Here is a 22,637-nt window from a genome sequence, read left to right as displayed (position 1 = left end):
CTGTTGGCGATTGATGGACGCCGGCTGCAAGGCAAAATCATTCTAAAACAAGACGCCATCCACGTAAAACCAGCGCCACGCGCCGGCCACGCGCTCGCGCACGAAACGGCTGCGCTCGTGCAGGCGCTGCGCGGCACCGCCGCCCACGCGCGAGCGGGCGACGAACTCGACCTCGGCATGGGTGCCGTCCACCACGCGGTGCGCGCGCACGTCCAGCCCCAGCCAGTGCACGTCCGGCTCCAGCGCCAGCGCCGCCGGGCGCGTGCTGGCGTGCCAGCTGGCTTGCAGATAGGCGGTGTCGCCGCGCGCGAAGGCGCTGTAGCGCGAGCGCATCAGCGCCTCGGCGTCGGGCGCGGGGGTGGTGCCGAAGTGCTCGATGTAGCTGCCGCAGCAGGCGGCATACGGCGCGCCGGCGGGGCGGCCGCCGCAGGGGCAGGCGGCGTGGCGAGAGGCGCGCGCCATGAGGCGTCAGAGCGCCCGCGTGATGATGATCTTCTGCACGTCGCTGGTGCCCTCGTAGATCTGGCACACGCGCACGTCGCGGTAGATGCGCTCCAGCGGAAAGTCGCTCACGTAGCCGTAGCCGCCCAGGGTCTGGATGGCGGCGCTGCACACGGCCTCGGCCGTTTCGGTGGCCAGCAGCTTGGCCATGGCGGCTTCCTTCAGGCAGGGCCGGCCGGCGTCGCGCAGGCTGGCGGCGTGCCAGATCAATTGACGCGCCGCCTCCAGCCGGGTGGCGCAGTCGGCCAGGCGAAAAGCCACGGCCTGGTGGTGGATGATGGCGGTGCCGAAGCTTTCGCGCTCCTTGGCGTAGGCGATGGCCACCTCCAGCGCGCTGCGCGCCATGCCCACGCTTTGCGCGGCAATGCCGATGCGTCCGCCCTCCAGCGCCGACAGGGCGATCTTGTAGCCCTCGCCCTCCTCGCCGATCAGGTTGGCAGCCGGCACGCGGCAGTCCACCAGGTTGATCTGCGCCGTGTCGCTGCTGTGCTGGCCCAGCTTGTCTTCCAGCCGCGCCACCTGCCAGCCGGGGTTGCCCAGCTGGTGCGTGGGCACGACGAAGGCGCTCATGCCGCGCTTGCCCGCGCCCTTGTCGGTCACCGCGATCACGATGGCCGCGTGGCCGTTGGCGCCGCTGGTGATGAACTGCTTGACGCCGTTGATCACGTACTCATCGCCCTGCTTCACGGCGGTGGTGCGCAGCGCCGAGGCATCGCTGCCCACATGAGGCTCGGTCAGCGCGAAGGCGCCCAGCATCTGGCCGCGCGCGGCCGGGGCCAGCCACTGCTGCTTCTGCGCCTGGTTGCCGTAGCGCATCAGGATGGCGTTGTAGGGGCAGTTGGTCACGCTGATGGGCGTGCTGGTGCCGCCGTCGCCGGCGGCAATTTCTTCCAGCACCAGCGCCAGCGTGAGGTAGTCCAGGCCGGCGCCGCCGTATTCCTCGGGCACGCAGATGCCGTAGGCGCCCAGCTCGGCCAGGCCCTGGTGCGCCTGGGCCGGAAAGGTGTGCTCCTTGTCCCAGCGCGGCGCGTGGGGCCACAGCTCCTGCTGGGCAAAGGCGCGCACGGCGTCGCGGATCATTTCCTGGTCTTGGGTCAGCAGCATGGGGGGCTTTCAAAAAAGCGTTGTACGCGAGAGGATCAAGTGCTGGCGGTGGGCTTTCGTGAGCCACGCTGGCTACCGGACCGCGGTGAGTCCGCCGCCACATAGGCGCCCGATGCAAACAGCTCCGTCTCGATGGCCTTGAGCTGGGCTAGGGAGGCTTCGTCGGCTTGGGCCGCCAGCAGCGCCAGCAGCGCTTCGAGCACGGCTGACGCACCCAGCGTGGATGGAAAAAACGAGGGCGAGCGGGTGCTGAACAGCAGCACCGTATCGGCATGCAAGGCCAGAGGCGAGGCCGTGCTGTCCGTGAGGGCGATCAGGCGTGCCTTGACCTGGCGTGCGTGGCGCGCCACCGCAACGGCTTCGCGCGAATAGGGTGCGAAGCTGATTGCCAGCACCGCATCGCCCGGTGCGATTGCGTGACGTTGCGCTTCCAGCCGGCCGCCCAGGCTGTCCATGAGCCGAACCCCCGCACGCATCAGGCTGTACACGTAGACGAAGGATGCGGCCGGCCCGAAGCAGGATCGATATCCCGCCACGTGTACGGCCTTGGCGCGCTGCAATTGCCGTGCTGCCTGGTCCAGCGCCTGCATGCTTTGTCCGGCGGCAGTCCGAACGTTTTCTTGCTGGGTGTCGAACACCTCATCGGCCAGCGTCCGTTCGGCCTTGCGCTCACGTAGCGCGCTGGCCCGCTGCATGTACGGCTGGTGGATCAGGCCCATCTCGGTTGCCAGCGCCTGCTTGAGCGCGGGCCACCCCGCAAAGCCAAGGTGTTGGGCGAAGCGGACCAAGGCGCTCGGCGCCATGCCAGCACGGGCGGCGACGGTGCGCATCGAGTCGGTCACCACGAAGCCAGGCTCATCCAGCACCAAGCGCCCTACCGAGCGCAGCCCCGCCGGAAGCTCGCTCCATTGCAGGCGCAGTTGGTCTCGCAAAGTCATTCGTCAGACTTTAGCGCAGCCCTGGAGAGGATCTACGGGAAAGCATGGATATATAGAACGAATGTTCTGAAAATAAAATACACAGAACAAATGATCGATTCCCTTGCCATGACTGCATCCACCCACGTCTTTCACCGTTCCTTGCGCCAGACCCCCGCTGTGGCTGTGGGGGGGCAGGGATTGATGCTGCGCGACGCGCAGGGCAGGCAATACCTGGATGCTTCGGGTGGCGCGGCGGTGTCCTGCCTGGGCCACGGCCATCCCGAGGTTCGCGCCGCGATGCACGCGCAAATCGATCAATTGGCCTACGCGCACACCAGCTTTTTCACCACCGAGGTTGCTGAAGTGCTGGCCGATGAATTGGTCGCCCATGCGCCATCGGGCATGAGTCGAGCCTACTTTGTGAGTGGGGGTTCCGAGGCGGTCGAGGCAGCCTTGAAGCTGGCACGCCAGTACTTCCTGGAAATCGGGCAGCCCGAACGAACGCACTTCATCGCTCGCCGCCAGAGCTATCACGGCAACACGCTGGGTGCGCTGGCGGTTGGCGGCAACGAATGGCGGCGCCGGCAGTTCGCGCCACTGCTGATCGACGTGGCACACGTAGCGCCGTGCTACCCCTACCGTGACCAGCGCGAGGATGAAACGCCCGAGCAATATGGCCAGCGCCTGGCACGCGAGCTGGAGCAAGCCATCGAACGCCTGGGTTCGAATCGTGTGATTGCCTTCGTGGCAGAGACGGTGGGTGGCGCCACGGCGGGCGTGCTCGCGCCCGTGCCCGGTTACTTCAAGGCGGTGCGCGAGGTCTGCGACCGCCACGGCGTGCTGCTGATCCTGGACGAGGTGATGTGCGGCATGGGGCGTACTGGCACCCTGCATGCCTGCGAGCAGGAGGAAGTGACGCCCGACCTGATGACCATTGCCAAGGGGCTTGGCGGCGGTTACCAGCCCATCGGCGCGGTGCTGGCGCAGGGCTGCATTGTCGAGGCGATTGCCAAGGGTAGCGGCTTCTTTCAACATGGCCACACCTACCTCGGCCATTCCGTCGCCTGCGCGGCCGCACTCGCAGTGCAGCGGGTTATTCGGCGCGACGGCCTGCTGGCCAAGGTGGAGGCGGAGGGGGCGGCTTTCGGGCAGATGCTGCGCGATGCGCTGGCGGAGCACTGGGCCGTGGGCGACATCCGCGGGCGCGGCTTCTTTTGGGGTATCGAGCTGGTGCGTGATCGTCCAAGCCGGCAGCCCTTCGACCCGTCGATTCGTTTGCACGCCCTCATCAAGAGCGAAGCCATGGCGCGCGGCCTGCTGTGCTACCCCATGGGCGGCACGGTCGATGGCCAGCGGGGCGACCACGTACTGCTGGCGCCGCCCTTCATTGCCACCCGTGCCGAGCTGCACCAGATCACCGAGCGCCTGACTGCGGCCATCGAAGCGGCCACGGCCACCTGTCGGCCGTGAGCGCCACGGCCATTCCTGAAACCCGACAAGGGAGACATTACGTGAAACCCCATCGCCTTCGTACCCGCAGCGCCGCTTGCGCCGTCGTCCTGGTGACCAGCCTGCTCAGCATCCCATCCGCGCGCGCCCAGGATATCGGACCCACCTTGCAGAAAATCAAGGACACCGGGGCCATCACCCTGGGCTACCGGGAGTCGTCCATCGGCTTCTCGTATCTGGACGGCACCAAGCCTGTGGGCTACAGCCTGGACATCTGCTATCAGATCCTGGCCGACATCAAGCAAACGCTCAAGCTGCCCAAGCTGGAGGTCAAATACCAGGCCGTGACCTCGGCCAATCGCATGCCGCTGGTCTCCAACGGCACGGTTGATCTGGAATGCGGCACCACCACCAACCTCATCGAGCGCCAGTCCCAGGTCGCCTTCTCGCCCGACATCTTCCGCTACAACGTCCGCATGGTGGTCAAGGCCAGCTCAGGTATCAAGAGCCTGTCCGACCTGAACGGAAGATCCGTCGCCACCACCACCGGCACCACGTCCATGCGCCTGCTGCGCCAGGCCGATCGGGGCAAGAACCTCAACATCAACGAACTGGCGGGCAAGGACCACTCCGACTCTTTCCTGATGGTCGAGACGGGCAAGGCGGATGCTTTCGTCATGGACGACATCCTGCTGGCGGGCCTGGTGGCCAACAGCAAGCATCCCAAGGACTTTGCCATCGTGGGCGAGCCGCTGCGCACCGAGAATCAGTCCCTGATGTTCCGCAAGGACGACGCGCCCTTCAAAGCCCTGGTTGACCGCGTGGTGGTCAACCTGATGAAATCCGGTGAGATGGAAAAACTCTACAACAAGTGGTTCATGTCGCCCATCCCGCCCAAGGGCATGGTCATCAACTACCCCTTGAATGCCGAGACGCGTGACGCCTTCGAGCACCCCAGTTCCAAGGGCATCTGATGCGCGTCGACGGCCTGGCCCCGCGCATCGCGCTGATTCATGCGTTGGCCCACTCAGTGGCGCCCATCAACCACGCTTTCGCGCGCGACTGGCCGCAAGCAGGGCGCATGAACCTGTTGGACGACAGCCTGTCGGCCGACTTGGCCGCCGGCGGGCACGGGTTGGACGATGCCATGCATCAACGTTTTCAGGTGCTGGCGCGCTACGCGGTCGATAACGGAGCGCAGGCAATCTTGTTTACCTGCTCGGCGTTTGGCCCATGCATCGAGCAAGTGGCGGCGCGGCTGGCGCCGCTGCCGGTACTCAAGCCCAATGAGGCGATGATTGCCGATGCCCTGGCCCTGGGGGCGCGGCGCATTGGCCTGGTGGCCAGCTTTGCGCCCACGCTCGAATCGATGCCGGCGGAGTTTCCTGTCGGTACGCCGCTGGTGACGGCCCTGGCCGACGGTGCGCTGGCGGCGCTGGAGGCTGGTGACGGCATGCAGCACGATGAGCGGGTGGCCGAGCAGGCGCGTTGTTTGGCGCGGCGCGGTTGCGACCTGATTGTCCTGGCGCAGTTCAGTATGGCGCGCGCCCAAGCAGCGTGCGAGGCTGCTACCGATTTGCCGGTGCTCACCACGGTGGATAGCGCGGTGCGTGCGCTGCGCCAGCGGCTGGCGGCTGGCGCGTGGTCGCCACGAACCTGAACGTTGCTTGCTGGAACCTTGGTCTTGCCACGGGCGCGGCACCCAGCTCGCGATTGGCTTGAGTGGTGTCAGTGGCTCAGATGAGTTCGAGCGCCACCGCCGTCGCCTCGCCGCCGCCGATGCACAGCGTGGCCAGGCCTTTCTTCAGCCCGCGCGCCTTCAAGGCGTGGATCAGCGTGACCATGATGCGCGCCCCGCTGCAGCCGATGGGGTGGCCCAGGGCGCAGGCGCCGCCGTTGACGTTGACCTTGTCGTGCGGCACCTTCAAATCGTGCATCAGCGCCATCGGCACCACGGCAAAGGCCTCGTTCACTTCCCACAGGTCGACGTCGCCCACCTGCCAGCCGGCCTTGGCCAGCGCCTTCTCGGTCGCGCCGATGGGCGCGGTGCTGAACCACTCGGGCTCCTGCGCGTGCGTGGCGTGGCTGACGATCTTGGCCAGCGGCTTGCAGCCCAGCTTCTTGGCCGTGCTCTCGCGCATCAGCACCATGGCGGCGGCGCCGTCGTTGATGCTGGAGCTGCTGGCCGCCGTCACCGTGCCGTCCTTCTTGAAGGCGGGCTTGAGCGTGGGGATCTTGTCGAGCTTGACCTTGCCCGGGCCTTCGTCGGTGTCCACCACGCGCTCGCCCTTGCGGTCCTTGACGGTCACGGGGGCGATCTCGGCCTTGAATGCTCCTGATTGAATAGCTGCCTGCGCCCGCTGCACGCTGGCGATGGCGAAGTTGTCCTGCTGTTCGCGGGTGAAGTGGTACTTGGCCGCGCAGTCCTCACCGAAGGTGCCCATGCTGCGGCCGGGCTCGTAGGCGTCTTCCAGGCCGTCGAGCATCATGTGGTCGAAGATGCGGTCGTGCCCCATGCGGTAGCCGCCGCGGCCTTTTTGCAGCAGGTAGGGCGCGCCGGTCATGCTCTCCATGCCGCCGGCCACCAGCACATCATGGCTGCCGGCCACCAGCATGTCGTGCGCGAACATGGCCGCGCGCATGCCCGAGCCGCACATCTTGCTCAGCGTGACGGCGCCCGCGCTCTTGGGCAGCCCGCCCTTGAAGGCGGCCTGCCGCGCCGGCGCCTGGCCCTGGCCGGCCATCAGGCAGTTGCCAAACAGCACTTCGGTGACGAGTTCCGGTTTGATGCCGGCGCGCTCGACGGCAGCCTTGATGGCCACGCCGCCCAGGTCGTGCGCGGCCAAGCCGGTGAAGTCGCCCTGAAAGCTGCCCATGGGCGTGCGGGCGGCGGAAACGATGACGATGGGGTCGAGCATGAGGGTTCTCCTTGAGTCAGTGAAAGGATGATCGCGCAAAGTGCGGTCGAAAGCCGGCGCCGCGCGTCAATCCGCTGGCTCCGTCGGGGGGATCGGCGCCAGCGCATCGGGCCGGTCGGCGGGCGTCTCCACGCTCGCCGCCGCCGGGTCGGGCCACTCGGGCATGCCGCGGATGCCGCCGTTGACGTCGAAGCGCCGGTGCACGCCGTAGGGATAAAAATCGATCAGCTCGCCGCGCTGGATGCGCTCCTTGTTCTGCTGCCAGAACTCGGGCGTCAGCAAATCGGCGTGGTGGCGCATGAAGGCGGCGCGCACGCGCGGGTTGCCCAGCAGGAAGGGGCCGAAGGTCTCGGGGAACACGTCGCCCCTGGCCACCGAATACCAGACCTCGCCGCTCAGCTCGTCCTCCTCGGTGCGCGGCGGCGGCACGCGGCGGAAGTTGCAGTCGGTCAGGTACTCGATCTCGTCGTAGTCGTAGAACACCACCTTGCCGTGGCGCGTGACGCCGAAGTTCTTCCACAGCATGTCGCCCGGAAAGATGTTGGCGGCCACCAGGTCCTTGATGGCGTTGCCGTATTCGATCACGGCGTGCTCCAGCCGGGCGTTGGCCGCCAGGTCCTGCTCGCCGGCGTCGAAGGCCTCCTGCAGATAGAGGTTGAGCGGGATCATGCGCCGCTCGATGTAGGCGTGCGCGATGATCACCTCGGTCTGGCCGTCGCCGTCGCGATCCGATATTTCGAGCTGGCTGGGCGCGTGCTGCTCGATCTCGGCGATCAGCTCGTCGGTGAAGCGCTCGCGCGGAAAGGCCAGCAGCGAGAACTCCATGGTGTCGGCCATGCGGCCCACGCGGTCGTGGTGCTTGACCAGGTGGTACTTGGCGCGCACCTGGGCGGGCGTGGTCTCCTTGGGCGGGGCAAAGCGGTCGCGGATGATCTTGAAGACGTAGGGAAAGCTGGGCAGGTCGAACACCAGCATCACCATGCCCTTGATGCCGGGCGCGATGCGAAAGCGGTCGCTGGAGTGCCGCAGGTGCCACAGCAGGTCGCGGTAGAACAAATTTTTGCCCTGCTTGGCCAGGCCCAGCGCGTTGTACAGCTCGGCGCGCGGCTTGCGCGGCATCAGGCTGCGCAGAAACTGCACGTAGGCCGAGGGAATCTCCATGTCCACCATGAAGTAGGCGCGCGAGAACGAGAACAGGATCAGCAGATCCTCCTCGCCGAACAGCGCCGCGTCCACGTACACCGTGCCGGGCGTGCGGTGCAGCAGGGGCAGGGCAAACGGCAGCTCGCGAAAGCCGTTGATGATCTTGCCCACCAGGTACGCGCCCTTGTTGCGGTAGAACAGGCTGGTCAGCACCTGGACCTGGAAGTTGGGGCGCGGCTTGTCGCCGGCCAGCTCGCGCTGCATGGCGCGGGCCACGTAGCCGACGTCGCGCTCCAGGTCCTCGAAGCGGCAGCGCAGGCCGAACGACAGCAGCACGGTGCGCACGACATCCTGCAGCGGGCCGGCGGCGGGGTAGAAGGCGCGGTAGGTGGGCGGCGCGCGCGGGTCTTCGGTCTCCATGTACTCGGTGCTGACGGCCGGGCGCACGAAGATGAAGTCGTTCTGGAAATAGCTGCGGTGCAGGATCTTGGTGCTGACCGAGTTGAAGAAGGTCTCGGCCAGCTCGGGCTGCTGGTGGCGCACCAGCATGCCGATGTACAGCAGCTTGGCCTGCTGCCACACGTCGGTGGGCTGCTCGCCGGCCTTGAACTCGCGCTCCAGCCGGCGCACGCACTCCAGCACGCGCAGGTCGTAGAACTCGATGCGCTCGCGCTGGGCGCGCTGCTGGCCGTGCCAGTCGGCCGTTTCAAAGCGGTGCTTGCCGCGCGCCGACTCGGTGCGAAACAGGCGGTAGTGGCGGTTGAAGCCGTCGATCATCGCCTGGGCCAGCGCCTGCGCCAGCGCGGCTTGCTCGGCGGTCAGCGGCATGGCCTATGCGGTGGGGTTGAGCGGCTGGCGCGGATAGCGCTTGATGGCCTCTGTGTACACCGGCACCACCTGCTGCGGGCTGGACATGGTCACGCCCAGGTTCTTGACCAGGCCGTCCTTCAGGCCGTAGCACCAGCCGTGCACCGACAGCGTCTGGCCGCGCGCCCAGGCGTCCTGCACCACGGTGGTCTCGGCCACGTGGCCCACCTGCTCGATCACGTTCATCTCGCACAGCGTGCTTTCCTGATCGGCCGTGCACAGATGCATCCAGCGGCTGCGGTGGCGCTGCTTGACGTCGTGCACGTGGCGCAGCCAGTTGTCGCCCAGGCCGATGCGCTGCCCGCGCAGCACCGCCATCACGCCGCCGCAGCCGTAGTGGCCCACCACCATGATGTGCTCGACCTTGAGCACGTCCACCGCGAACTGGATGACCGACAGCGCGTTCAGGTCGGAGCTGACCACCACGTTGGCCACGTTGCGGTGCACGAAGACCTCGCCCGGCGCCAGGCCGATGACCTGGTTGGCCGGCACGCGGCTGTCGGAGCAGCCGATCCACATGTACTTGGGCGTCTGCTGTTGCGCCAGCGACTCGAAAAACCCGGGTTGCTGGCGTTCCACGCGCTCGGCCCAGGCGCGGTTGTTGTCGATCAGGTGTTGCAGTGAGGAAGACATGACGGAATGGTACCGCCACTTCATGAGGTACCGGGTCCTGGTGTTGCCGGCCGGTAGCGAGCGTGAGCGGCGTCGATCTCCCGCGCGATCTTCTCGCGCAGATGGCCGGGCCCAAGAACCTCGATGCCGGCCCCCTGGCTGAGGATCCACCAGCCCAGCTGCCAGGTGTCGCGCACGGTTGCGTTGCAGTAGGCGGCAGCGGGGTATCGTGGGGTTTTCCGACTCCAGCCCGGGCAGGGAAGGCGTCAACAGCTATCAAATCGAGAGTACCATGCCGGTGACTGCAAGGAGCTTCGATGAGCACGGCCCTGACCACCCTGCGCCTGGAGGCGCGCATTCTGACGCTGCGCAGCCAGCGAGTGATGATCGATGCCGACTTGGCCGAGCTGTATGGGGTGCCCACGCGGCGCCTGAATGAGCAGGTCAAGCGCAACGCGGGGCGATTTCCGCCTGACTTCATGTTCCAGCTCACGGACGGCGAAAAGGCCGAGGTGATCGCAAATTGCGATCACCTCCGGAAGCTGAAATTTTCCAAGTCAATGCCGTTCGCGTTCACCGAGCATGGAGCGATCCAGGCGGCCAACGTGCTGGCCAGCGGCCAGGCGGTGGAGATGGGCATCTACGTGGTGCGGGCCTTCGTGCAGATGCGCCAGGCCAGCGCGCTGCATGCCGACCTGGCCAGGCGCCTGATGGAGTTGGAGGAGCGCACCGGCCGGCTGGAAACGGAGCACGGCATGTTCAGCGCCCACACACGCGGACAGCTCCGGCAGCTGCTGGATGCCGTGCGCGAGCTGATGTCGCCACCCGCCGCGCCGAAGCGGCCCATCGGATTCGTGGCGCCGCAGGAAAAGCAAGGCAAACCCGGAAGCCGCAGGGGCTGACGAGCGATTCACCCCGCCCTTTTGCCGGCGGGACGCCGGCGCTCCCATCACACCGTCTCGGCAAACAGCTCGCGCCCGATCAGCATGCGGCGGATTTCGCTGGTGCCGGCGCCGATCTCGTACAGCTTGGCGTCGCGCCACAGGCGCTCGACCGGGAAGTCCTTGGTGTAGCCCACGCCGCCCAGGGCCTGGATGGCTTCGCCGGCCATCCAGGTGGCTTTTTCGGCCGAGTAGAGGATGGCGCCCGCCGCGTCCTTGCGGAAGCTGCGCGCATGGGCGGCATGGTCGGCGGCGCGGCCCACGGCGTAGACGTAGGCGCGCGTGGCCTGCCAGGTGCTGTACATGTCGGCCACCTTGCCTTGCATGAGCTGGAACTCGCCGATGGCCTGGCCGAACTGCTGGCGCTCGTGCACGTAGGGCAGCACCGCGTCCATGCACGCGGCCATGATGCCCAGCGGCCCGCCGGAGAGCACGGCGCGCTCGTAGTCCAGCCCGCTCATCAGCACCTTGGCGCCGTTGCCTTCGCCGCCCATCACGTTTTCCTCGGGCACCTCGCAGTTGTCGAAGAACAGCGGGTAGGTGTTGCTGCCGCGCATGCCCAGCTTGTCCAGCTTGGTGCCGGCCGAAAAGCCCTTGAAGCCCTTCTCGACGATGAAGGCCGTCATGCCGCGCGCGCCCATTTCGGGCTCGGTCTTGGCGTAGATCACCAGGGTGTCGGCGTCGCCGCCGTTGGTGATCCACATCTTGCCGCCGTTGAGCACGTAGTAGCCGTCCTTCTTGTCGGCGCGCAGCTTCATGCTCACCACGTCGCTGCCGGCGCCCGGCTCGCTCATGGCCAGCGCGCCCACGTGCTGGCCGTTGACCAGCTTGGGCAGGTACTTGGCTTTTTGCGCCGCGCTGCCGTTGCGGTGGATCTGGTTGACGCACAGGTTGGAGTGCGCGCCGTAGGACAGGCCCACCGAGGCCGAGGCGCGCGAGACTTCCTCCATCGCCACGATGTGGGCCAGGTAGCCCAGCTCGGTGCCGCCGTACTCGGCCTTGACGGTCATGCCGTGCAGGCCCATCTCGCCCAGCTTGGCCCACAGGTCGTGCGGAAACAGGTTGTCGCGGTCGACCTGGGCGGCCAGCGGCGCGATCTCCTCGACGGCGAAGGCGCGCACCGCCTCGCGCAGGGCGTCGATGTCTTCACCCAGGTGAAAGTTCAGGCCGGGCAGTTGGCTCATGGGAAGGCTCCTCGTTGGATGGGTCGGTATGGACCGGATTTTGATTGACGTTTACGTCAACGTCAATTGAATTCCGCACGGCGCGGCGCGCCGCCCTTGCGGGGCAGGCGCTCCAGCAGGGCGCGGGCGTCCTTCTCGTGCTGGCCGACTTCGCGCAGCGTGGCCTGCAGCTCGGCCAGTTGCGCCTCCAGCTGCAGGCGGTGCTGGCCCAGCACGCGCAAAAACTGCTCCAGCTGCGCCTCGGTGTCGCGCGGGCTGTCGTACATGTCGATCAGCGCCTTGGCCTCCACCAGCGACAGGCCCAGGCGCTTGGCGCGCAGGGTGAGCTTCAGGCGCGTGCGGTCGCGGTTGCTGTACACGCGCTGGCGCCCGCCGGGGCCGCGCCGCTCGGGCTGCAGCAGGCCCATGTCCTCGTAAAAGCGCATGGCGCGCGGCGTGAGGTCGAACTCGCGCGCCAGGTCGCTGATGGTGTAGGTGGTGGCCATGGGCGGGCGTGCTGTCGCGCGGGTGCTGGGCAGGAAATGCGCCGGGTTCCTAAAATGATCGGCTTGGTTGACGTTTACGTCAACTGCACCGCCATCCTACCCGAGACCTCCGGTCCTCCCCCTCATGTCCCTTTCCGCCGAACTCGAACGCGCCCTGCACTACCCGCTGGGCGACGAACTGCCCGCGCCCGGCCGCGCCATCAGCCTGGCGCCCGGTGTCAAGTGGGTGCGCATGCCGCTGCCTTTTGCGCTGGACCACATCAACCTGTGGCTGCTGCGCGACCGCTTTCAGGGCCGCGAGGGCTGGACGGTGGTGGACTGCTGCATCGACCGGCCCGAGTCGCGCGCGCTGTGGGAGCAGGTGTTCGAGCACGAGCTGGAGGGCCTGCCCGTGGTGCGCGTCGTCGTCACCCACATGCACCCCGACCACATCGGCCTGGCGCACTGGCTGTGCGAGCGCTGGCAGGCGCCGCTGTGGATCAGCGGCACCGACTTCCAGGCCGCGCGCTACGCCTGCGAGGTGGTCAACAGCTTCGGCGGCGACCGCTTGGCGGCGTACTTCCGCAGCCACGGCATGCTCGACGAAGGCGACCTGGAGCAGGTCCGCAACCGCAAGAACTACTACAGCGGCCTGGTGCCCGCCGTGCCGCCCAGCTACGCGCGCCTGATCGACGGCATGCAGCTGACCATCGGCGGCCAGGCCTGGCGCTGCGTGGCCGGCTACGGCCACGCGCCCGAGCACATGGCGCTGTACCGTGAAGGCTCGCCTGCGGCGACGGGCGAAGGCGCGCCCACGGCGGCGGGCGAGGCGCCGAACATCCTGATCAGCGGCGACATGGTGCTGCCGCGCATCTCCACCAACGTCAGCGTGTACGAGATGGAGCCCGAGGCCGATTCGCTGACGCTGTTCCTGGACTCCATCGACCGCTTCAAGCCGCTGCCCGAAAACACCCTGGTGCTGCCCTCGCACGGCAGGCCGTTCAAGGGTCTGCACACCCGCATCCAGCAACTGCACGACCACCACCGCGACCGCCTGGCCGAGGTGGTGCAGGCCGCCCACGCCAGGCCGGTGAGCGCCTACGACATGCTGCCGGTGCTGTTCAAGCGCCCGCTCGATCTGCACCAGACCACCTTCGCGTTGGGCGAGTCGGTGGCGCACCTGCACCGCCTGTGGCATGGCGGCCAGCTGGCGCGCACGCGCGACGCCGCCGGCATCTGGCGCTTTGCGCCGGTCTGACGCAGCATGGATATCGTCTGCCAGCGCGTCGGCGGCCTCTTCGAGATCGCCCTGAACCGGCCCGCTCGCCTGAACGCGCTCACGCCGCAGTCGGCGCAGGCCCTGCTGGACGCGGTGCGCCAGGGCCAGGACGACCCTGCGGTGCGGCTGCTGCTGATCCGCGGCGAGGGCCGGGCGTTTTGCGCCGGCAAGGACCGCGACGCGCCCGCCAGCGCCGCCTTCGTCGCCACGCTGCAGCAGGTGGCCGCCGCGCTGGTGGAGCACGGCAAGCCTTCGATCGCGGCGGTGCAGGGCTGGGCGGTGGGCGCCGGCCTGGAGCTGGCGCTCAACTGCGACGTGGTCTTTGCCAGCGAGGACGCGCGCTTTGCCCTGCCCGAGGCGCAGCTCGGCCTGCCCGGCACCGGCGGCATCCACGCCCTGCTGCCGCGCCTGATCGGCCTGGGCCGCGCCAAGGCGCTGCTGTGGTCCGGCCAGGCCTTCACCGCGCGGCAGGCGCACGACTGGGGGCTGGTGTGGCAAGTCACGCCGGCCCACGCGCTGCTGGACGAGGCGCGCGCCTTTGGCCGGCTGCTGGAGCAGGCCGAGCCGGGCGCCCTCGCGCGCGTGAAAACGCTGCTGCACGACGCGGCGCTGCGCGGGTTCGGCGCGACGCTGGATGCCGAAGGCCATTGAACTTCACAAGACGAGAGGAACCGATCGTGGACATCGACCAATTGTTTTCGCTGCGCGGCCGCACGGCGCTGGTCACCGGCGGCTCGCGCGGCATCGGCCGCATGATCGCCGAGGGCTTTTTGCGCGCCGGCGCGCGCGTGTACATCTCGGCGCGCAAGGCCGAGGCCTGCGACGCCACCGCGCGCGAGCTCTCGAGCCTCGGCCCCTGCGTGTCGCTGCCGGCCGACGTCTCCACGCTGGCGGGCATCCAGGCGCTGGCGGCCGCCCTGCGGCAGCACGAAAAGAGCTTGGACATCCTGGTCAACAACGCCGGCGCGGCCTGGGGCGCGCCGTACGACGCGTTTCCCGAAAGCGGCTGGGACAAGGTGGCCGACCTGAACATGAAGGCGCCGTTCTTCCTCACGCAGGCGCTCACGCCCATGCTCGAGGCCGCCGCCACCGACCACCTGGCCAAGGTCATCCACATCGCCAGCATCGACGGCATCAGCGTCAACCCGTGGGAGACCTATTCGTACGCCGCCAGCAAGGCCGGGCTGATCCACCTGACCAAGCGCATGGCCATGACGCTGGCGCCCCGGCGCATCGTCGTCAGCGCCATCGCGCCGGGCCCGTTCGCGTCCGACATGAACCAGACTGCGCGCGACCACGCCGACGAGGTGGCCCGGCGCACGCCGGCCGGCCGCATCGGCACGCCCGAGGACATGGCCGGCGCCGCCATCTACCTGGCCTCGCGCGCGGGGGACTACGTGGTGGGCTCGACACTGGTGGTGGACGGCGGCGTGGCCTGGGCGCGGTAGCTGCTTTGGGGGGATGAGCGGCTTGCTATCCTATCCGGATGGCGCACCACCTTGAGGCGAACGCTCCACGCCCGACCCTGATCGGCGAGCACCCCAGCATCGTCGAGCTGCGGCGCCTCATCGAGCGCGTCGCCCTCAGCAACGCCCGCACGGTGCTGATCTACGGCGAAACCGGCACCGGCAAGGGCTTGGTCGCCCGCGCGCTGCACGCCGCGTCCAGGCGCAGCCAGGCGCCGTTCGTCGACATCAACTGCGCCGCCATTCCCAGCGCGCTGCTCGAATCCGAACTGTTCGGCCACGAGAAGGGCGCCTTCACCGGTGCCGTGTCCCACAAGCCCGGGCTGATCGAGGCCGCCGATGGCGGCTCGGTGTTCCTGGACGAGATCCGCGAGCTGGACGCCGTGATGCAGGCCAAGCTGCTCACCCTGCTGGACGCCCGGCGCTTCCGCCGCGTGGGCGCCGTGCGCCCCATCGAGGTGGACGTCCGCTTCATCGCGGCCACCAACCGCATCCTGCTGGGCGAGGTCAAGGCCGGCGTGTTCCGCGACGACCTGTACTACCGGCTGCAGGTGGTCGCGCTCAACCTGCCGCCGCTGCGCGAGCGCGGCGACGACGTCTTCCTGCTCGCGCAGCACCACCTGGCGGCTTGCAACCTCCAGTACGGCAGCCGCATGCAGACGATCGATCCGGACGTGGCCGACATATTCCGGCGCTACCCGTGGCCGGGCAACGTGCGCGAGCTCGAGAACCTGCTCGAACGCATCTGCCTGCTGGAGGACGGCGAGCGCGTCCGCCTGGCGCACCTGCCCGATCGGATCGTGCGCGCGGTGCGCTCCCCACGCACGCCCCCCATCACGGCCGGTGCCGCGCCGGCCAGCTACCACGAGGCCACGGCCGCCTATCAGCGCCAGCTGATCGAACAGGCGCTGCAGCAAGCCGGTGGCAACCTGGGCCATGCGGCGGCGGCGCTTGGACTGACGCGCCATGCCCTGCGCCACCAAATGCTCAAGCTGAAACTGCAGCTGAGCTGAGCCCTGCGTGAAATACACGCAAACACGTAAATTTCCACGCATCAAGCCGTTGGCGGCGCCGATGCTTTGGCGCAACCCATTGAATTTGATGGGTGTTTGAAAGGCGCCGGCGCCTGGCATGCAAGTTGCAAGGAAGGGGTGTCGTGAACACACTTCCCAAAGACTTGGCATGGAATCACTGAAAATCATCTGCCCGAATGGGCACCTGGGCTTTGCTCCGCTGCGCACCGAGAGTTTCGAGCTGGGCGTCCAGGCCGGCCCCGACTGCATCGCCGCCGACTCCGGAAGCGACGACGTGGGGCCGGTGCCGCTGGGCTCCGACACCTCGACCAGCCCCAAGGCCTGGCAGCGCCATGACCTGGAGCACATGCTGCTGGCCGCGCGCCGGTTGGGCGTGCCGATGATCATCGGCTCGGCCGGCGACACCGGCAGCAACAGCCGCGTGGACATGTACGTGGAGATGATCCGCGACATCGCCCGCCAGCACGGCCTGCCGAAATTCAAGCTGGGCTACTTCCATTCCGAGGTCAGTACGGCCGCGCTGCGCCAGCGCATGCAGCAGGGCGCCGTGGTGCGCGGCCTCGACGGCTTTGCCGACCTGAGCCTGTCGGAGCTGGACGCGACCGACCGCATCGTGGCGATGGCCGGCGTGCACCCGTACATCCACCTGCTGCGGCAGGGCGCGGACGTGATCATCGGCGGCCGCAGCTCGGACGCCGCGGTGTTCGCCGCGCCGGCGCTGCACCACGGATTTCCCGCCGACCGGGCCTATTACCTGGGCAAGGTGCTGGAGTGCGCGTCGTTCTGCGCCGAACCCTATGGCGGCAAGGAGACCGTGCTGGGCGAGATTCGCCAGGACGACGTGCGCGTGACCGCCATGCACCCGCAGCAGCGCTGCACCATCGCGTCGGTCTCGGGCCACGCGATGTACGAGCGCTCCAACCCGTACGAGGAGTTTTTTGCCGGCGGCCGGCTCGACATGACGCACTGCCACTACGAACAGCTGACCGAGCGCACGACCCGCATCACGGGCTCGCGCTTCGTGCCGGACCCGCGCGTGCGCGTCAAGCTGGAAGGCGCGGGCAAGGTGGGCGAGCGCTGCGTCGGCCTGTGCGGCATCCGCGATCCCTACACCATCGCCCACGTGGACGCCGTCATCGGCTGGGCGCGCGAGCAGGTGCGCGCACGCTTTGGCGACACGGGCTATGAGCTGCACTACAACGTCTACGGCCGCGATGGCGTGATGGGCGCGCTGGAGCCGCTGCGCGAGCAGCCCGGCCACGAGCTGTGCGTGATGGTGCAGGGCGTGGCGCCCACCCGGGAGATGGCGGAAGAGGTCACCATGATCGGCCTGCGCCAGATGTTCTACGCCCGCCTGCCCGACGTGAAAGGCACGGCCGGCTCGGTCGCCTTCCCGCTGGACGAGGTGCTGCACGCCAGCGCCGCCTACCGCTGGACGCTCAACCACACCCTGGAAGTCGACGACCCGATGGAACTGTTCCCCACCCGGCTGGTGGAAGCCGGCATTTGACCTGGAGACCTTCATGAGCGCGTCCACTACCCCCCTGAGCCAGCTGGCCAAGACCATCCGCAGCAAGAACGCCGGCGTCAACAAGATCACCTTCGACATCATCTTCCGCGACGTCGCCGACTTCGAGCGCGTGCGCCGCTCCGGCGCGATCAGCCGCCAGTCGATGGCCGCCCTGTACCGCATCGCGCCCGAGCGCATCAGCGATTTCGTCGAGTACGTGCCCGGGCTGGCGATCAAGTTCACCGTCTACCGCGAGCGCCCCAGCGGCAGCGCGGGCGACGGCGACATCTTCGGCGCGCAGCAGTACGCGCCTCTGCTGGAGCTGGCCATCCCGGCCTGAGGCCGCGCCGGCTTGCACCCATTTCAATAAGGAGAGACAACCATGCCGAATGCCTTGACCCGCCGCGCCCTGCTCGCGGCCGCCGCCCTGGTGCCCGCCCTCGGGTGGGCGCAGGCCGACGCCGGACCGAAGCTGCCGCCCCTGATGAAGATCGTGGTGCCGTTCTCGGCCGGCGCCAGCAACGACGCGATCGCGCGGGCGATGGCGCCCCTGCTGGCGCAACGCCTGGGCAACACCGTGATCGTCGAGAACCACCCTGGCGCGGCCGGCGTCATCGGCTCGGACTACGTCGCCAAGAGCCCGCCCGACGGGTCGGTGCTTCTGCTCACGTCGTCCACCTTCCTGACGGCGGCGGTCACGCAGGCCAGGCTGCCCTACGACCCGGTCAGCGCGTTCGTCCCGGTGTCGCTGATCGGCAATGGGCCGATGCTGCTGGCCGTGAGCGCGGCCACGCCCATCAAGTCGACGGCCGAGCTGGTCGCCGCGGCCAAGGCCGCGCCAGGCAAGCTGAGCTATGGCACGGCAGGCATCGGCTCCGTCGCGCACCTGTCCAGCGAGATGCTGTCGGACGCGGCGCACATCCGGATGATGCACGTGCCCTACAAGGGCGCGGCCAATGCGCTGATGGACCTGGCCGGCGGGCAGATCGACATGATGATCTCCAACTACACCTCCATCGCGCCGCAGATCAAGTCGGGCAAGGTGCGCGCGCTGGCGGTGACATCGGCGCAGCCCAGCCCCGTGTTCCCGCAGCTGCCCACGGTGGCCAGCGCGGTGCCCGGCTTCGCGGCCGACATCTGGGTCACCGTGTTCGCCCCGGCTGGCACGCCGGCGCCGGTGGTGGCGCGCCTGAACCGCGAGCTGAACCAGATCGCGTCGACGCCCGAGGTGATGGCGCTGCTGGCGCCCGATGGCGCCACGCCCCTGGCCCTGTCGCCCGCCGAGCTGGCCGAGCGCGTCAAGGACGATCTGGCCGTGTGGCGCAAGATCGCCACCGACAAGAAGATCGTGGCCGAGTAGGCCCCATCTCAGTTATCCATGGCGCTGCGCGCCACCCGCAGCACATGAAACACCAAGAGCCCAAGGGCCGCGGAGCAGGCCATGTGCGTAAGCCCCTGGCCGGGGTTTCCCCGGCCAGAGGGCGTGCCCCCTGCAAGGGGGAAGGCGAAACATCGCGCAGCGAGTGGAGACTGGGGGTGTTTCATTTCAGGAGCGCTCGCGCCCCAGCAGCTGCGCCTTGCGCTCCACCCCCCAGCGGTAGCCCGACAGCGCGCCGTCGCTGCGCACCACGCGGTGGCAGGGGATGGCCACCGCCAGGGTGTTGGCGGCGCAGGCCCGGGCGACGGCGCGCGTGGCGCGCGGCTGGCCGATGCGCCGGGCGATGTCGGCGTAGCTGACGGTGCTGCCGGCCGGCACTTGGCGCAGCGCCTGCCACACGCGCTGCTGAAAGGCGGTGCCGCGCACGTCCAGCGGCAGCTCGAGCCCGATGCGGGGCTGCTCGACAAAGCCGATCACCTGCGCCACGTGGCGCTCGAAGGCGGCATCGCCACCCACCAGCTGCGCCTGCGGGAACTGGTCCTGCAGCTGGCGCACCAGCGGCTCGGGCTCGTCGCCCAGCGCGATGGCGCACAGGCCGCGCGCGCTTTCGGCCACCAGGATGGCGCCCAAAGCGCATTGCGCGACGGCAAAGCGGATGCGCTGGCCGCGCCCGCCGGCGCGGAAGGCGCCCGGCGCCATGCCCAGCGCGGCGTCGGCCTGGGCGTAGAAGCGGCTGGCGGCGCCGAAGCCGGCGTCGTACACGGCGTCGGTCACGCGCGCGCTGCGCGGCAGCGCCTGGCGCAGGGCGGCGGGCGCGCGCGCGCAGGCCCAGGCGGCGGGCGTCTGGCCGGTGGCGGCCTTGAAGACGCGGTGAAAGTGAAATGGGCTCAGGCCCGCGGCATCGGCCAGCGCGTGCAGGCCGGGCGCGGGCTCGCCGGCCTGCACGCAGGCTTCGATGCGCGCGCAGGCGGCGGCGACGCGGGCGGCGTGCTCGCCGTCCGGCGCGGTGCGGCGGCTGGGGCGGTAGCCGGCGGCCTCGGCGGCGGCGGGGCTGTCGAAGAACTCGACGTTGTCCGGCCGCGGGCGGCGCGTGGGGCTGCTGGGGTGGCACCACACGCCGGTGGTGCGCACGCCGTAGACGAAGCGGCCGTCGGCACGCGCATCGCGCGCCAGCACGGCGGCCCAGCGCGGGTCGGTGGCGGATGGGGGCAAGGCAGCTGAGGTCATGACGCCACTGTAGGGTGGGTGGCGGTGGCCTGCATCCCGCGGCTTGCGGTTGAATTCGCGAGATCCGGATTCAGGCCAGGGTATTCCATGACTTGTCATTAATTTAAGGTTAAACGATCATGGACGCATTGCAATAATGAAAGCCAGACCGATGACAAAAAATTTCACCCGATGGACCATCATGGCCCTGGGTAGCGCGGTGCTGCTCAGCGCCTGTGGCGGCCGCATGGGCGCATCGCTGGTGGCCCCATCGGCCTCGGCCGGTGGACAGGAAAACGGCACCTCCAAGGTCACGATCCGGCGCGACACCTACGGCACCCCCCACGTTTACGCAAGCAGCCCCTTCGATCTGTTTTACGGATTTGGCTACGCCGTCGCGCAGGACCGTCTCTATCAACTGGAAATGGCCAAGCGCTCGGGCAATGGCACCGTGGCCGCCGTTCTCGGGCCGCAATATGCCGCGACGGACATCGCCACCCGCTCCGGCATTGATCCGGCATCGATCCGGCGGCAACTGGATGCCTTGCCGGCGGACGACCGGGCGATGTTCGACGGCTACGCCCAGGGCGTCAACGCCCGCATCCAGGAGGTGCTGGCGAACAAGGCCCAGCTTTTGCCACGCGAGTTCATGGACGCGGGTTTCGAGCCCAGCGCCTGGCGTTCGGAGGATGTGGCCTTGATCTGGATCGGCCTGATCCTGAACCGCTTCTTCGGCGGCAGCGCCGAGGTGGCCAACCTGGCCCTTCTGAATCAGCTCAAGGCGGACAAAGGCGCGGTCGTGGGCCAGCAGATTTACGATCAGATGCGATGGCTGGAAGACCCCAAGGCTCCCACCATCATTCCCCGGCCGGCCCAGGTTGCGGCGCGCCAGGCGATGCCCGACATGCACTCGGCATTGAAACCGATCTCACAGGCGGCGGCCGACGCACACCGGGCGCTGCAAATTGCCCGGCTGGGGCTGGCAGCCACCGAGAACATGCCCACGGCCAGCAACGCCTGGGTGTTGGGGCCATCGAGGACGAGCGGTGGCGTGCCCATCCTCTACAACGGCCCTCAGCAGGGGTTCAACAACCCGGCCTTCGTGACGGCCATCGGGCTGCATGGCGCGGGCTATGACCTGACGGGGATGACCGGCATCGGCTTGCTGCCCATCCTCTTCGGCACCAATGGCACGGTGGCCTGGGGCTCCACGGTCGGCTCGCTGGACACCAACGACATCTATCAGGAGCAATTGAACCCGGACAACCGTCACGAGTACAAGTTCAACGGGCGCTTCGTTCCGATGCAAAAGCGCACCGAATCCATCCGGGTGAAGGGCGAGCCCGACCGCACGTTCGACATCTACTCGACCGTCCATGGTTTCGTGCAGACGTGGGATATGGCCAGGCACACGGCTTACAGCATGAAGCGGTCGTGGGAGGGTTTTGAAGTCGAAACCATGCTGGGCTGGGCCAAGGCCGCGCAAGCCAAAAACTGGGATCAATTCATGGCGCAGGCGGCGCGCGTGAGCGCTTCCATCACCTGGTTCTACGCGGACGTCGACGGCAACATCGGCGCGGCAGGGCTGGGGGCATTGCCGGCGCGACCCGCGCAGCAGAACATCCAGTTGCCCGCGCTGGGCGATGGCAGCATGGAGTGGCAAGGGCGCCTGCCGTTCAGCGCCAATCCGAAATCCTTCAATCCGGCGCAAGGCTATTTCGCGAGCTGGAACAACCAGATCGCCGCCGGCCTGCGCGCCGACGGCGCCAATTTCTCGGCCGTGGACCGCGTGAACGAGATCGGCGCGCAACTGGCCAGCCAAAAAACGTTCACCCCCGAGCAAGCGTGGAACGTGGCCAACAACGCCGCTTCGGCGGATCTGAATGCCCGCTACTTCGTGCCGTTCATCCGGTCGGCCGCTGCGTCGCTGCCGGCTTCGGACCCCGTCCGGCAGGCCGCGGACGCCGTCGCCGCCTGGGACATGCATCTGAAGGACGCCAACCACGACGGCCGCTACGACGGCCCGGGTGTCACCATTCTCCAGGCCTGGCTGAAAGCCATGACCACCGCGGTGTTCAAGGATGAGCTGCCGGCCGGCGTGCTGGCATCGCTGACCGATCTGGGATACGCCCCGCTCACGGGGGGCGCGCCGGGCAGCCTGCAGCCGGCGCGGGTATCCAAGCTGTTGTTCAACGCGCTTCAAGGGGTCTCTTCGGGCGTCCCGCAACGCCACGACTTTCTGAAAGGCCAGGCACCGGACACCGTCGTTCGCGCCGCGCTGGCCAGCGCCGTGGCGGATTTGACCCGCCAGCACGGCGCCGACATGTCTCAATGGCTGACGCCGGCGCCCAAACACCGGTTTTCCAAGACCAACGCCATTGGCGTGCCATGGGCCACGCAGGACCAGGAGGCGGCGCTGTATCAAAACCGGGGAACGGCGGGATTCCGGGTGGTCTTGCGCAAGAACGCGGTGGAGATGTGTTCGCTGATGGCGCCAGGCCAGAGTGGCTTCGTCAGTCCGGAGCTGAAAAAAACCAGGCACTACGACGACCAGTTGCGCCTGTTTGAAGCCGGGGCATGCAAGCCGGACGTGGTGGGCGCCCAGTCCGTGGATGCCCGGCTGGAGTCCAGCCAGACCTTGACCATCAAGCGTTGAAAAGG

At 68.2% G+C, this 22,637-nt stretch carries 22 protein-coding genes; 12 read left to right on the top strand and 10 right to left on the bottom strand.

Translation table 11 applies throughout. The features are described from left to right. Positions 1–42: 42 nt before the first annotated feature. Genes H6927_02335 through H6927_02325 form a run of 3 tightly spaced genes read right to left on the bottom strand, consistent with a single transcriptional unit; the run spans position 43 to position 2,543 of the window. Entirely contained in the window at positions 43–462 is a 420-nt protein-coding gene (locus tag H6927_02335) for a hypothetical protein (GenBank protein MCP5216935.1), read from the bottom strand. A 6-nt stretch (positions 463–468) separates the two neighbouring features. After that, positions 469–1,605, bottom strand: coding sequence for an acyl-CoA dehydrogenase family protein (locus H6927_02330; GenBank protein MCP5216934.1), 1,137 nt, complete (start codon positions 1,603–1,605; stop codon positions 469–471). Positions 1,606–1,640: 35 nt separating this feature from the next. Then, the gene (locus H6927_02325; GenBank protein ID MCP5216933.1) at positions 1,641–2,543 is read right to left on the bottom strand and encodes a MurR/RpiR family transcriptional regulator; all 903 of its coding nucleotides are present in this window, start codon (positions 2,541–2,543) and stop codon (positions 1,641–1,643) included. A 108-nt stretch (positions 2,544–2,651) separates the two neighbouring features. On the opposite strand from H6927_02325, the gene H6927_02320 reads away from it, so the two are divergent. From H6927_02320 to H6927_02310, 3 genes are all read left to right on the top strand, one after another. Beyond that, the gene (locus H6927_02320) at positions 2,652–3,995 is read left to right on the top strand and encodes an aspartate aminotransferase family protein (GenBank protein MCP5216932.1); all 1,344 of its coding nucleotides are present in this window, start codon (positions 2,652–2,654) and stop codon (positions 3,993–3,995) included. Positions 3,996–4,141: 146 nt separating this feature from the next. Beyond that, the gene (locus H6927_02315) at positions 4,142–4,948 is read left to right on the top strand and encodes an amino acid ABC transporter substrate-binding protein (GenBank protein ID MCP5216931.1); all 807 of its coding nucleotides are present in this window, start codon (positions 4,142–4,144) and stop codon (positions 4,946–4,948) included. Then, entirely contained in the window at positions 4,948–5,634 is a 687-nt protein-coding gene (locus H6927_02310; protein MCP5216930.1) for an arylsulfatase, read from the top strand. The genes H6927_02315 and H6927_02310 overlap by 1 nt, the downstream gene beginning before the upstream one ends. 76 nt (positions 5,635–5,710) lie before the next feature. Here the strand turns inward: H6927_02310 and H6927_02305 are convergent, their stop codons facing one another. The 4 genes from H6927_02305 to H6927_02290 all read right to left on the bottom strand — a co-directional run bounded on the left by H6927_02305 (position 5,711) and on the right by H6927_02290 (position 9,711). Next, complete coding sequence (locus tag H6927_02305; GenBank protein ID MCP5216929.1) at positions 5,711–6,892, bottom strand: acetyl-CoA C-acyltransferase; 1,182 nt, start codon at positions 6,890–6,892, stop codon at positions 5,711–5,713. Positions 6,893–6,958: 66 nt separating this feature from the next. Beyond that, entirely contained in the window at positions 6,959–8,863 is a 1,905-nt protein-coding gene (gene aceK / locus H6927_02300; protein ID MCP5216928.1) for a bifunctional isocitrate dehydrogenase kinase/phosphatase, read from the bottom strand. Positions 8,864–8,866: 3 nt separating this feature from the next. Then, positions 8,867–9,535: a carbonate dehydratase gene (can, locus tag H6927_02295; GenBank protein ID MCP5216927.1), complete on the bottom strand. Its 669-nt coding sequence runs from the start codon at positions 9,533–9,535 to the stop codon at positions 8,867–8,869. Between the two features lie 20 nt (positions 9,536–9,555). After that, positions 9,556–9,711, bottom strand: a complete 156-nt coding sequence (locus tag H6927_02290) for a hypothetical protein (protein MCP5216926.1) — start codon at positions 9,709–9,711, stop codon at positions 9,556–9,558. A gap of 120 nt (positions 9,712–9,831) precedes the next feature. On the opposite strand from H6927_02290, the gene H6927_02285 reads away from it, so the two are divergent. Continuing rightward, complete coding sequence (locus H6927_02285) at positions 9,832–10,416, top strand: ORF6N domain-containing protein (protein MCP5216925.1); 585 nt, start codon at positions 9,832–9,834, stop codon at positions 10,414–10,416. Positions 10,417–10,463: 47 nt separating this feature from the next. On the opposite strand, the gene H6927_02280 is transcribed toward H6927_02285, so the two are convergent. Together H6927_02280 and H6927_02275 are read right to left on the bottom strand one after the other, a co-directional pair. After that, positions 10,464–11,639, bottom strand: a complete 1,176-nt coding sequence (locus H6927_02280) for an isovaleryl-CoA dehydrogenase (GenBank protein ID MCP5216924.1) — start codon at positions 11,637–11,639, stop codon at positions 10,464–10,466. A 62-nt stretch (positions 11,640–11,701) separates the two neighbouring features. Then, complete coding sequence (locus H6927_02275; GenBank protein MCP5216923.1) at positions 11,702–12,124, bottom strand: MerR family DNA-binding transcriptional regulator; 423 nt, start codon at positions 12,122–12,124, stop codon at positions 11,702–11,704. A gap of 124 nt (positions 12,125–12,248) precedes the next feature. Here H6927_02275 and H6927_02270 point away from each other — a divergent pair, with 124 nt between their 5' ends. From H6927_02270 to H6927_02240, 7 genes are all read left to right on the top strand, one after another. Beyond that, entirely contained in the window at positions 12,249–13,361 is a 1,113-nt protein-coding gene (locus H6927_02270) for an MBL fold metallo-hydrolase (GenBank protein MCP5216922.1), read from the top strand. A gap of 6 nt (positions 13,362–13,367) precedes the next feature. Further along, positions 13,368–14,033 (top strand): enoyl-CoA hydratase/isomerase family protein, encoded by a 666-nt coding sequence (locus H6927_02265; protein MCP5216921.1) that lies wholly within the window; start codon positions 13,368–13,370, stop codon positions 14,031–14,033. 26 nt (positions 14,034–14,059) lie between these two features. Further along, positions 14,060–14,830 carry an SDR family oxidoreductase gene (locus H6927_02260; GenBank protein MCP5216920.1) on the top strand — a complete coding sequence of 257 codons (771 nt, stop codon included), beginning with the start codon at positions 14,060–14,062 and terminating at the stop codon, positions 14,828–14,830. A 38-nt stretch (positions 14,831–14,868) separates the two neighbouring features. Next, entirely contained in the window at positions 14,869–15,861 is a 993-nt protein-coding gene (locus tag H6927_02255) for a sigma-54-dependent Fis family transcriptional regulator (protein MCP5216919.1), read from the top strand. A 169-nt stretch (positions 15,862–16,030) separates the two neighbouring features. Further along, positions 16,031–17,392, top strand: coding sequence for an acyclic terpene utilization AtuA family protein (locus tag H6927_02250; GenBank protein MCP5216918.1), 1,362 nt, complete (start codon positions 16,031–16,033; stop codon positions 17,390–17,392). Positions 17,393–17,405: 13 nt separating this feature from the next. Then, the gene (locus H6927_02245) at positions 17,406–17,732 is read left to right on the top strand and encodes a DUF4387 domain-containing protein (GenBank protein ID MCP5216917.1); all 327 of its coding nucleotides are present in this window, start codon (positions 17,406–17,408) and stop codon (positions 17,730–17,732) included. Positions 17,733–17,774: 42 nt separating this feature from the next. Beyond that, positions 17,775–18,752, top strand: coding sequence for a tripartite tricarboxylate transporter substrate binding protein (locus H6927_02240; GenBank protein ID MCP5216916.1), 978 nt, complete (start codon positions 17,775–17,777; stop codon positions 18,750–18,752). 186 nt (positions 18,753–18,938) lie between these two features. On the opposite strand, the gene ada is transcribed toward H6927_02240, so the two are convergent. Then, complete coding sequence (gene ada / locus H6927_02235) at positions 18,939–19,997, bottom strand: bifunctional DNA-binding transcriptional regulator/O6-methylguanine-DNA methyltransferase Ada (GenBank protein MCP5216915.1); 1,059 nt, start codon at positions 19,995–19,997, stop codon at positions 18,939–18,941. A gap of 151 nt (positions 19,998–20,148) precedes the next feature. Here ada and H6927_02230 point away from each other — a divergent pair, with 151 nt between their 5' ends. After that, positions 20,149–22,632 carry a penicillin acylase family protein gene (locus tag H6927_02230; protein MCP5216914.1) on the top strand — a complete coding sequence of 828 codons (2,484 nt, stop codon included), beginning with the start codon at positions 20,149–20,151 and terminating at the stop codon, positions 22,630–22,632. Positions 22,633–22,637: the final 5 nt, after the last annotated feature.

This window comes from Burkholderiaceae bacterium (assembly GCA_024235995.1).
Taxonomy (GTDB): Bacteria; Pseudomonadota; Gammaproteobacteria; order Burkholderiales; family Burkholderiaceae_C; genus Ottowia.
Note: the sequence above shows the minus strand (reverse complement) of the source record. Positions and strands in the feature narration are given on the sequence as shown.